Raw genomic sequence first — 11658 nt, 5'->3', positions numbered from 1 at the left:
ACTTGGATTGGTTTTCTCGTAGTGAACGTGTAATGTTCGAAAAAGTAACGTAATAATCAAATACACTAATCCGTAAGATCAAACCTGGCATTCGTCAATTTGTATTGTCACAACAAGAAACTTCCAGCTATCTTGATTCCATGAAACGGTTTAGGAGAATGTTGGTTTATTTAGGTTTACTTTTTATAGGTGTAGTCGGTTTATGGTATATGGTGTTGACCCGAAAAATAAATCCAGATGCCTATTTTTTACAATATATAGGTCCTATTGATGTGACCCATGTTTATGTGGGGCATTCCAGCGGCGGTTTGCGTATTTCACCAGAATTGGAAAATAATTTTAGGCCAACATCCAATCGTAAAATACAATACTCTATAAACAATGGATATTCGCTTTACAACGATGAATATAATTTTGAACTTGATTCAAAAGATACTTTTAAATTGATACAGCTACGGGATGGGAAATCCTTGGCACTAGGAACTGTAATAGAAAAAACGTTTTTGGAGTATTCCAATTCTTATCTCTATAAAATCCGAATACCCGATAGTTATACCGCAACCCACGAGTATGCTCGCGGCATATTTCCATACTATGTCCCCGTTCAATTTACCATGATGACCAGCGGTGGCATGAAATATAGCTCGGAAACCATAACAAAAGTTTTATCCCCTTTAGGGGATAGCCTAATCTTATACACAAGTTCGGGCCACATAACGCCCCGAGAGAAAACAGGGATTAGAAATAGCAACTAGCCGTACTTCCAAAGATTGTTCAATTGGTGTAATTTTATCATGGATAGATAAAATTACTTATGGAAAACCAATGGCTTAATAAATGGAATTCACGCTACAGCAAAAAAAGCTATGCCTATGGAACAGAACCAAACCTATACCTTAAAAATAAGCTCGATCAACTTAATACAGGAACCATACTTTTCCCTGCCGAGGGAGAAGGCCGCAATGCAGTGTATGCTGCACAATTGGGCTGGGATGTTTTCGCTTTTGATATAAGTGAGGTGGGAAAACAAAAAGCGTCCCAACTGGCTGAACAAAAGCAAGTTTCCATTGACTATAAAATTGGAGAATTGGAAGTGTTGGACTATAAACCGGAACAATTTGATGCCATAGCGTTGATATATGCACACTTCCCTTCCAATATCCGTTCCAATTACCACAGATTATTGCACACATATCTAAAAAAAGGAGGAACGATCATTTTTGAAGCCTTTAGCAAGGACCATCTAAAGTTCAGAAATAAAAACCCTCACGTAGGCGGACCAATGGACTTGGATTCCTTATTTTCACTGGAAGAGTTAACATCCGATTTTCAGGACTATGAAATTTTGGAACTTAAAAAAACAACTATCGAACTTAACGAAGGTGACAGCCATGTGGGCACAGGTTCCGTGATACGTTTTTTGGGAAGAAAGCGATAATCTCCGAAACGCATGTCTCTTTTTACTACATCTTTCAACAAGCTTTCTGTTTTGGTTTGCGGTCTAAAATAGCATAACTTGGTTAGCTTATTAATCCACCAAACCATGAAAAACCTCAAGTATTTTACATTTTTACCGCTTATTTTTCTCTTCACCCAATGTTCGCAGCCTCAAAACTTCGATGTTCTTATTAAAAACGGACAAATCGTGGACGGTTCAGGTAAGCCATCATATATTGGTGACCTTGGCATTAATGCAGACACCATTGCCGCAATAGGTAATTTAAGCTCTGCCAAAGGAACTCAGGAAATCGATGCAACAGGACTGGCCGTTGCCCCAGGGTTTATAAATATGCTGAGCTGGGCAGGTGAAACATTGATTGAGGATGGACGGTCAATGGGAGGAATTAAGCAAGGCGTGACCTTGGAAATATTTGGAGAAGGTTGGTCTATGGGACCACTTTCCGAATCCATGAAGAAACAAGAAGAGGAAAAACAAGGCGACATTAAATATGACATTGAATGGAACACCTTGGGCGAGTATTTGGAATTTTTGACAAACAAAGGGGTATCGCCTAACGTGGCCTCTTTTGTCGGGGCAACTACTTTGCGAATTCATACGGTTGGATATGAGGACCGTGCTCCTACCCCGCAAGAACTTGATAATATGAAACTTATGGTTGGGCAAGCCATGAAAGAAGGTGCTTTGGGTGTTGGCACTTCACTGATCTATGCCCCAGCCTTTTATTCCAGTACCGAAGAATTGATAGAACTCTCCAAAGTAGCTGCAGAATATGATGGTATGTACATTAGCCATATGCGAAGCGAAGGACCACGTTTGTTGGAAAGTTTGGATGAATTGATTCGAATAGCCGATGAAGCAGATATCAGGGCCGAAATTTATCATCTTAAACAAAGTGGCAAGGATAACTGGCATAAATTTGATGAGGTAGTGGCCAAAGTGGATTCCGCCAATGCAGCGGGATTGCATATTACCGCCAATATGTACAATTATATAGCCGGATCTACAGGACTGGATGCCTCCATGCCACCATGGGTGCAAGAAGGAGGTTATGATAAATGGGCCGAAAGGTTACAGGACCCCGAGATAAGAAAAAGGGTAAAACAAGAAATGATCGAACCTACGGACAAATGGGAGAGTCTAATGCAGGCAGCGGGAGATCCCTCTAAAATTCTCTTGGTCGGGTTCAATGCGGATTCCCTAAAATACTTAACTGGAAAATCACTTAAAGAAGTTGCAGAAATAAGAGGTACATCGCCCGAGGAGACCGCAATGGATTTAGTGGTGGAAGATGGCAGTAGCGTTAGCACCATTTATTTTCTAATGTCGGAAGAAAATGTAAAAAAACAAATAGCCCTACCTTGGATGAGCTTTGGTTCCGATGCGAGGTCAATGGCCACAGAAGGTGTGTTCTTAAGATCGAGCACCCATCCCAGGGCCTATGGGAATGTAGCCCGATTGTTGGGTAAATATGTACGTGATGAAAAAGTGATTCCCTTGGAAGAAGCAGTGCATAAATTATCCAAATATCCAGCGAGCAACTTAAAAATAGAGAAAAGGGGAAGTCTTGAACGTGGCAATTATGCCGATGTGGTTTTGTTCGACCCGGAGGCCATAATCGATAAAGCCACATTCGAAGATCCCCATCAATATGCTGAAGGTGTAAAACATGTGTTTGTAAATGGCACCCAAGTGCTGAAAGATGGCGAACATACCGGTGAATTGCCAGGAATGGTAGTTCGTGGCCCGGGATATACCGGGAACTAACATTTACAAACCTATAAGTAAATGAATTATGCCATTTCGAGCTGTTCAACGGCTTCCTCAATACGGGTTTCACCGGTTAAAATCTCAAAGGCTTGATTTTTGGCAATTTTGTCATCCAGACTTTGTACCAAGGTCCTGGCGACATCCCAACGTGGAATAGTGCCATGTTCCTGTAGATTGTTTGCGAGTTTTATTTTTCCGATACCCTCATTATTGGTTAGCGAACCAGGTCTAACAATGGTAAAGGTCAGACCGCTTATATCCAGATACTGGTCAGCATTCTGTTTGGCCTGCAAATATTCTTTAAGGTCTCCACGAGGATTGTCCACGCCCATGGAACTCAGCATTACAAATTTGTTCACTCGCTCCTTTTTTGCGGCATCGATCAGTCTCTTTGCTCCCTCTTGATCTACATTTACCACATCCTTTCCTTTGGACCCTGCAGCAAAAATAACTTTATCGATTTCCTTGGTCGTTTTGGAGACATCCTTGGCCAAATTACCCATTACGGTCTCAATGCCCTGCGATTCAAATCGCGTTCTTTGATCCTCATTACGAACCATGGCGATAGGTTGATATTTTTCGCTCGATTTCAATAATTTTATGATTTTTTCTCCAGTGGTGCCGGTCGCACCTGCTACTAATATTTTTTCCATACTCATAAAATAAAAATACTGGGCAACCGACCATGGGGATTAACGTACTTTAACGGCCGTAAACAATACTTTAACAATATGATTTTCGGTTTGATGGCGTTTACAGAAATGTACTTTATATCTAACCAGGTTGTGGATGTAAAGAATAAAGGTCAAACTTTTTTATTCTTCTCCTCTATCCATTTGGCCATGTATTTGGAGCTCGTTAAAGTTTGATGCTGAAGTAACCTCCCTACAAAATTTTCGGTTCGATGATTTTTCAAGTCATAAATCAAATTATCCAATAGGGCTTTAAACTGTTTGGTTGATTTAGTTTTATTGTAGTTGGATTCCAGTAAGGCAAATCCATTTTTTTGGGCCCTTTCCCACTCTAATTTGTTTTGGTATAATTTCACGGCAGCATTTGCAAAATCGTTCCAGTTGTCGGAAATAACCCCGTTCCAATGCTGGTCGCCATACATGCCTTCGGCACCTATAGTTGTGGTAACCGTAGGGGTTCCCGTTTTCATGCCATCCAAAAGTTTTCCTTTAATACCTGCGCCAAAGCGGAGCGGTGCCAATAATATCCTAGAATTTTCTAGAACCAAGTCGGCATTCTCTATCCATCCATCAATAAAAAAACCAGATTTGGGATGGTGCATCTCCTTAATTTGCTGTGGCAAATAAGCACCATAAACCCGTAATTGAGCTTCTGGTAACTTTTTGCGGATGTTTGGCCATATTTCCTGTTTCAACAGTTTTATGGCATCAACATTAGGGGCATGTTTTCCGTTCCCGATACTAACAAAGTCATTTCTCTCGGCAAATGTGGGCAATGTGTCTTTATGGTTTTTGGAAACTTCGACCATAAACGGTAAATGGAACAACAGCTCGGCTGGAAACTTAATATGTTTCCGCAAAATTCGCATTTCGAAGGTGGAGATAATCAAACTAAGGTCGCACCGGTACATACTGGCCAATTCTCGTAAAGTGACCGGGTGGTTTTTCCAGTCGAGTAGTTTAAACCGTACATCCCTTTTATGAGCCTCTTCCCTGGCCTTTCGAAGTCCATGTAAATCTTCGGTGTTCAAAATTCGGACGGCATTCGGGGCAAATTCCGCTACGCGCCAACCAAATTGCTCTTCCACCATAAAACGATCGAACATTACCAGATCGGGCGCTAGCTGTTTTACAAAATCATCGAAACTGGAATGGTTCAGAGCAATAGTTGTTTCTTTAATGCCCCATGGCTTCAGGTCCAGGCTATACTCGGTTTTTACAGCAGTGCTCGCAAAGGTAATCCGGTATCCAAACTCCAAAAAGGCATTCAGCAATTGCTGCATACGGCATCCGGCCGCCGTGGTGTTCGGTTCGGGCCATACATAACCAATAACTAGGAGCTTTTTGGGCATATAATAAATGTATTACGTTAGGATCACAAGGGCCCAGATATTGCAAACAGGGCCAAACAATCCGGCCAATACCCTGCCCTTACATTTTTGCGGCGAACATTTTAGAAATGCTGGAACGCAGTTTACGCTCATAATCTTCCTCCAACCACTCTTTGTAGTTTTTGGTATTGTTCATAATGCAATACGAATATTGCTTTACGCGATACTGGATCTCGTCTTTCAACTCTTTGGCCAAAATCCGTGCATCGAAAACATCTTCGCTGTTCTCTACACAGATCTGGGCATGTTGTTCGATACTTTTTTCCAGTACAAGTTTGGATTTTTTGCCTTGCGCAAATATTTTTTTATACTCTTCTTTTACATTGAAGGTAATATTATTGGATTTGCTGAATTTGGCCCGAAGATCATCTGGCATTTCATAAACAAAATCCCGTTCTATTTCTTCATCATTTTTTATGTTCTCCAAATAGAAATCTGGGAAGTGGAAGATTTCTTGCCAATCCACAGGCGCATCCCAAGGTCCAAAACGAGCAATATTGTTACCCATGTCGATTACGTTGAACTCGCTCTTGTTGGGGAGTACCCTGGAACCTCTTCCGATCATTTGAAAATAAAGAGTAAGCGAACGTGTGGCCCTGTTCAGAATAATGCTCTCTACCGTAGGCTCATCAAAACCTGTGGTCAAAATACTCACCGAGGTCAATATGGCATCTGGGGTCTCAGCGAACCATTCCAGAATTTCTTTTCGTTCGGTAGCCGTATTTTTATTGTCCAAATGCCTTACATTATATCCTGCCTTTTTAAAAGTTTCGTACACATAAAGCGATGTATTGATACCATTGTTGAAAATCAGGGTCTTGGTGCCCTTGGCAATTTCTTCGTATGCCGTAAGCAATTTGCCCAGCATGCTGTGAGCACTATAGAACTCGTCCGAAGATTTTACGGTATAGTCCCCGTTGATACCCAGTTTCAATGTTTTTAGACTAACATCGTAATTGTAGAGATTGGCCTTGGCCAAGAAATTCTTACTGATCAGCGATTGTATGGATTCCCCAATGATCAAATGTTTGTAATTGTCCTTCATGGGGAGTTTTATGTTGGAACTGAGCGGTGTTGCGGTAACTCCCAAAATGGTGGACTTTTCAAAATATTTGAAGAGTTTTCTAAACGAATTGTAATGGGCCTCGTCTATAATTACCAGGCCGATATTGTTGATCTTTACCTTTTCCTCTTGCAAACGATTGTTCAAAGTCTCCACCATGGCCACAAAGCACATGTAGTCGTCTTGGTCGTAAAGCTCCTTTACCTCACTGTTGATGACTTTATTGGCCACCCCAAAGCCTTTTAGCATTTTGGAAGTTTGCTTGCTCAGTTCTATTCGATGGGTAAGAACCATTACTTTTTTACCGGTCTGTTGGATAAATCGGCGCGTAATTTCGGAAAACACAACGGTCTTACCACCCCCGGTGGGCAACTGATAGAGGATATTGGTGCCTTCCGGAAGCTTATCCAATTGGGTGAATATTTTGTTCAGGTCTTCTTCCTGGTATCCGTATAGAGTTTTCTTCTTGATGGTTTTGTTTACTTCCAAAGGGAAAAGGGCATTAGGGATTCTTAATTAAAAAACCCTACAAAATTAGGGGTTTTTTGCGCTTGAGACCAACACTTGGGTGCTTTTCTATCAAAATAGTATCAACAATCAAGTTTTAGGGAACTTTCTACATTGTTACTCCTGTTGACTGATAACATTTTGATAACAATAACATTTTGTACTTGGAAAATCGGACATAAAAACGTATAATGAAAGCTTATAACACTTACAAAACCATAAATACGAATGAGGCAGCTAAAAATCATTAAGCAGGTCACGAACCGGGAATCCAAATCACTTGACAAATACTTGCAGGACATTAGTAAGATTGATCTTATAACTGCACAGGAAGAAGTTGAGTTGGCACAAAAGATACGGGCCGGAGACCAAGCTGCTTTAGAAAAACTGACCAATGCCAACCTTAGGTTTGTTGTTTCTGTGGCCAAGCAATACCAAAACCAAGGTCTTAAACTGCCCGATCTGATCAACGAAGGTAATGTTGGGCTAGTTAAAGCAGCCAAGCGTTTTGATGAGACCCGCGGCTTTAAATTCATTTCCTACGCGGTATGGTGGATCAGGCAGTCAATTTTACAAGCTTTGGCCGAACAATCTCGAGTGGTTCGTTTGCCCTTGAACAAAATTGGTTCCATCAACAAGATAAAAAAAACGTTTTCCTATCTGGAGCAGGCACATGAGCGGCCACCATCTCCAGAAGAAATTGCCAAGGAGCTGGACATGACGGTATCCGAGGTAAAACAGTCGTTAAAAAATACTGGACGCCATGTTTCTATGGATGCTCCCCTTAAGGAAGGTGAAACCTCAAATTTATATGATGTGCTCAATGCCGGTGATTCTCCTAAACCGGACAGGAGCCTAATGCACCAAAGTTTAAATACAGAGATCAACAGGGCATTGGATACACTATCGCCAAGAGAGGCGGATGTGGTGAGGTTGTACTACGGTATTGGAGACCAACCTTCCATGACCTTGGAGGAAATAGGCAGTACCTTTGACCTTACCCGAGAACGTGTGCGGCAAATCCGGGAAAAGGCCATTAGAAAATTAAGACATACATCCAAAAGCAAAATTTTAAAATCTTATTTGGGATAGGCAGGTATATGTTATAAATAAAAAAGGGGATGTTTTTGTACATCCCCTTTTTTATGATATTTACTTAAACTTTTAGGATTTGCTCAATAGACTAATATCAAAATCAGTGAGCATGTCTTTCAAATCTTGAATAAAATTCAAGTAAGCGGTGTTTTCTTTGTTGTGGTTCTTCATTTTGAACAGTTTTGGGGTATTGGTTTATAGGTAATCCAGTTCGGCAAGCTGGTTTACGCTCAAAATTTCGTTGAGTTCTTGTAAAAATGCCAAGTATTCTTCTCCGTAGGTATCGTATAACATGGTAATCTTTGGTTAATTTGTCGGGGTTTTAAGTATAACGTTAAATCATTTTAAAGATTATTTTTAAAAGATAGAATGTGGTGAAAATTCCACATTGGGTGGTGAAACCCTATTCTTTCTTCATATTCAATAAGTCGAGTTCAATTTCAAAGTCCAGTTCCTTGTCCACTTTACTGGGTCTTATGTTGAATTCATCATAAATAAAACAAAGGTTCATGGGCAATCTCCTGCGTTCAGTATCTGTCATAAGGCCCAACTTGGATTGGAGGGCGACCTTTATTTCAAATGCTTTATTGCTTATCTGGTGGTTTTTGTGGGATTCCAGCTCTGTTAGCAATGGAATTTCCTTTTTGTCCCCTACTTCCAACATTTCGTCCAAAAGCATAAGCTTACATTCCAAATCCTTTGCGTGTTTGAACAAAGGATAAAAAATACTTTGTAAATATTTTGGAAGATCGTTGCTTTCCATTTTTGTCCATGTTACATTGTACGGAACAGTTCCATTTCAAAATCTATTTGTTCCTGTACATTGGGGTATTCTTTCAAAAATTGATCATATAGAAACGAAAGGTGTTTTATGTCTTGGTCTGTTTTGCAAAGCCTGGAAATTTGTTGTGTGACCTCCAAAAGTCCGGTTGTCTGCATCATACGCAACGAAGGCATAATTTTTTGGCAGGTAAGTTCCAGTGAATTAAAGTTTTCGAACATTAAATTGGTTTTGGCGCTGCCGATAAACTCCAAGATATTGAGCTTGAACATACGGACCAGTTCTTCCAATAGTTCCATTTGGCCCATACAATCCTCCAAAACGGGTTTTAAGTCTATATTTTGGGAGGCAAATCCTGCTTTCAGGCTTTTCTCTATGAATTCAAAGTCGCGGGATACTTGGTTTGGAGCTTCCCCTGTATTTCGGGGGGATCCATCCTGCTCAATTTTCATCATAACTTTAAGGTCATTTATAATTTGAAGTTGTTCCTCGGTCAAACTTGTACCTTCCAAGGCCGCCATTAGCTTTAAAAATTTACCTTTATCATAGCTTTCGGCTTCTCTGGTATCAACACTTTGGATTCCAACCTTTTTGTAGATGTTCTCGAGCTGCCTCATTTCGGAAATACCAAAAACTTTGCTTTCCAGTCCAAATTTGAACATCTCAAAAGATTTTTTGAGTTCGCCTGCTTCAACAACACCTAGCTCTTCGTAAGAAAAAGAGCTTAATCCTATTTCAAGTTTTTCCAAATACGTTAACAATTCCCGTGTTCCCAAAGTACTGATGTAAAAGTGGTTATTAATCCTTCTAAAAATCTTGATAAAACCAAGGGGATACAATTAATTGTTCCGTAGTATTCGGATTTTGTTGTCAAATTGCGTTATTTGTATGTATAAATTAACCGACCATGAAATATTTTTATCTATTCCTTAGTATTACCTTATTCATCTCTTGCGGAGAGAAAAAAAATCAGAAAACCGAAAAAACTGAAACCTTGCAAGAAAAAGCACAGAGAATCCACGATTCAGTGATCACAATCGACACCCACGACGACATAAACGTCCAAAACTTTACCGATAGTATTAATTACACACAACGACTGGAGACCCAGATAAACCTTCCAAAAATGGAAGAAGGTGGATTGGATGCCGTTTTCTTGATCGTGTATACCGGGCAGGACGAACTGACATCTGATGGCTATGCGAAGGCGGCGGACAATGCCATGGCCAAATTTGATGCCATACATAGGCTTTGTGAAGATATTGCCCCGGACCAAATAGAATTGGCCTTAAACTCCGACGATGTAAGGAGAATTGTAGCGTCCGGTAAAAAAGTGGCCATGATCGGCGTAGAGAATGCCTACCCGATCGGTGAGGACCTTGCCTTGATCGAAGAATATCAAAAGCGTGGAGCACGTTATATTTCCCTTTCGCACAATGGGCACAGCCAGTTCAGCGATTCCAATACAGGAGAAAAAGATAGTATATGGCTCCACAATGGATTAAGTGAACTCGGTAAACAAGCCGTTGCCGAAATGAACCGCGTGGGCATTATGATCGATGTGTCCCACCCTTCCAAAGAGGCCATGAAACAAATGATCGAGTTGACCAAAGCTCCCATCATAGCTTCGCATTCGTCTGCAAGAGCGTTGTGCGATCATAGCCGTAACTTGGACGACGAGCAGCTAATGCTGATGAAGGAAAACGGGGGTGTGGTACAGACCGTTGCATTTAGCTCTTACTTAAATACAGAAAAACACGAAGCTCGTGCCGCATATATGAAAGACGTTTACAAAAAAGTAGCGGATTCCTTGGAAATTGCCTGGTACGAACGTTCCCAATTTTCTACATTGACTCCCGATCAACGTAAAGAATTCTTTGCCAACTACAGGAAAGTGATGAATATTGGGGAAGAATTGGCAAAAGATGACTCCAACGCCCCACCGGCCGTTAACGTTTCAGATTTTGTGGACCACATAGATTATATGGTCGATCTTATCGGAATAGACCATGTGGGCATTAGTTCCGATTTTGATGGTGGTGGTGGTATCGAAGGCTGGTCAGATGCCTCTGAAACCTTTAATGTAACCCTTGAATTGGTCAAAAGAGGTTATACCGAAGCAGAGATAGCCCAATTGTGGGGTGGAAATCTGCTAAGGGTGCTGGACGAGGTGCAAGCAGTAGCCGAATCAATGAACTAAGAAGCGGCATTTTGTTCTTCCTTTTCCTTTTTGGCCAAACGATCTTTTACATATTCAATCTTTGTTTTGCCATGGGGTTTGGGATTGCCGTTTTCATCCAGGTTGACCATAATTATATTGTCGACCGTAACAATACTTTCGTGGGTCATCTTGTTTCTAACTTCGCAGTTTAAAGAAATCGAGGTGACCCCGAATTTTATTACTTCTATCCCTATTTCTACAATGTCACCTTCCCGTGCCGTGCTCATAAAGTTAATTTCGGACATATACTTGGTGACTACTTTTTTGTTTTCGAGCTGAATTATACTGTAAAGCGCAGCTTCTTCATCTACCCAGGCTAGCACCTTTCCTCCGAAAAGTGTTCCGTTGGCATTTAAATCCTCTGGCTTGACCCATTTTCTAGTGTGAAATCGCATAGCAATGAATTTAATGTTTTAGACCACAAAGTTAGGGCAATAGCCCTAAGAAAGGTACTCTTAACTTCTTTAATTGATGCGAATTACGAATTTGAAATAATTTGATCGACCCTGGTAATGAGTAACTAAATATTGTACCCAAAGATTTTAAACTTGATTAATTTAACTAGTTTAACCATATTTTTCGTGCGTATATCAAATTCGGATTGGATTCAATCATGTTTTAAATGCAGAAAGCAGTGTTTTCCAAGCTACTAAGACCATGAATCTGTGCCCAAGCCGGG

Annotated in this window: 11 protein-coding genes; 5 read left to right on the top strand and 6 right to left on the bottom strand. The window is 40.7% G+C overall.

Annotated features, from left to right (window positions below; all coding sequences use genetic code 11):
• Positions 1-140 precede the first annotated feature (140 nt).
• From ABTP35_RS15615 to ABTP35_RS15605, 3 genes are all read left to right on the top strand, one after another.
• Entirely contained in the window at positions 141-755 is a 615-nt protein-coding gene (locus tag ABTP35_RS15615) for a hypothetical protein (RefSeq protein WP_293295228.1), read from the top strand.
• 59 nt (positions 756-814) lie between these two features.
• The gene (locus ABTP35_RS15610) at positions 815-1438 is read left to right on the top strand and encodes a class I SAM-dependent methyltransferase (RefSeq protein WP_293295229.1); all 624 of its coding nucleotides are present in this window, start codon (positions 815-817) and stop codon (positions 1436-1438) included.
• A 105-nt stretch (positions 1439-1543) separates the two neighbouring features.
• Complete coding sequence (locus tag ABTP35_RS15605; protein WP_293295230.1) at positions 1544-3226, top strand: D-aminoacylase; 1683 nt, start codon at positions 1544-1546, stop codon at positions 3224-3226.
• Between the two features lie 26 nt (positions 3227-3252).
• Here ABTP35_RS15605 and ABTP35_RS15600 read toward each other — a convergent pair whose 3' ends face one another.
• The 3 genes from ABTP35_RS15600 to ABTP35_RS15590 all read right to left on the bottom strand — a co-directional run bounded on the left by ABTP35_RS15600 (position 3253) and on the right by ABTP35_RS15590 (position 6864).
• Positions 3253-3882, bottom strand: coding sequence for an SDR family oxidoreductase (locus tag ABTP35_RS15600; protein ID WP_293295231.1), 630 nt, complete (start codon positions 3880-3882; stop codon positions 3253-3255).
• Positions 3883-4034: 152 nt separating this feature from the next.
• Positions 4035-5273, bottom strand: coding sequence for a glycosyltransferase (locus ABTP35_RS15595; protein WP_293295232.1), 1239 nt, complete (start codon positions 5271-5273; stop codon positions 4035-4037).
• Between the two features lie 79 nt (positions 5274-5352).
• Positions 5353-6864 (bottom strand): DEAD/DEAH box helicase, encoded by a 1512-nt coding sequence (locus tag ABTP35_RS15590; protein ID WP_293295233.1) that lies wholly within the window; start codon positions 6862-6864, stop codon positions 5353-5355.
• Between the two features lie 246 nt (positions 6865-7110).
• Between ABTP35_RS15590 and ABTP35_RS15585 the strand changes: the two genes are divergently transcribed.
• Positions 7111-7974, top strand: a complete 864-nt coding sequence (locus ABTP35_RS15585) for an RNA polymerase sigma factor RpoD/SigA (protein ID WP_224836918.1) — start codon at positions 7111-7113, stop codon at positions 7972-7974.
• Between the two features lie 406 nt (positions 7975-8380).
• Here the strand turns inward: ABTP35_RS15585 and ABTP35_RS15580 are convergent, their stop codons facing one another.
• Together ABTP35_RS15580 and ABTP35_RS15575 are read right to left on the bottom strand one after the other, a co-directional pair.
• Positions 8381-8740, bottom strand: a complete 360-nt coding sequence (locus tag ABTP35_RS15580) for a hypothetical protein (RefSeq protein WP_224836919.1) — start codon at positions 8738-8740, stop codon at positions 8381-8383.
• A gap of 11 nt (positions 8741-8751) precedes the next feature.
• Positions 8752-9534: a hypothetical protein gene (locus ABTP35_RS15575; protein ID WP_293295234.1), complete on the bottom strand. Its 783-nt coding sequence runs from the start codon at positions 9532-9534 to the stop codon at positions 8752-8754.
• Positions 9535-9665: 131 nt separating this feature from the next.
• On the opposite strand from ABTP35_RS15575, the gene ABTP35_RS15570 reads away from it, so the two are divergent.
• Positions 9666-10958 carry a dipeptidase gene (locus tag ABTP35_RS15570; protein WP_293295235.1) on the top strand — a complete coding sequence of 431 codons (1293 nt, stop codon included), beginning with the start codon at positions 9666-9668 and terminating at the stop codon, positions 10956-10958.
• Here the strand turns inward: ABTP35_RS15570 and ABTP35_RS15565 are convergent.
• Positions 10955-11374 (bottom strand): acyl-CoA thioesterase, encoded by a 420-nt coding sequence (locus tag ABTP35_RS15565; RefSeq protein ID WP_224836922.1) that lies wholly within the window; start codon positions 11372-11374, stop codon positions 10955-10957. The genes ABTP35_RS15570 and ABTP35_RS15565 overlap by 4 nt on opposite strands.
• Positions 11375-11658 lie beyond the last annotated feature (284 nt).

The organism is Flagellimonas alginilytica, assembly GCF_042134605.1.
In the GTDB taxonomy this organism is placed as follows: Bacteria; Bacteroidota; Bacteroidia; order Flavobacteriales; family Flavobacteriaceae; genus Flagellimonas; species Flagellimonas alginolytica.
Note: the sequence above shows the minus strand (reverse complement) of the source record. Positions and strands in the feature narration are given on the sequence as shown.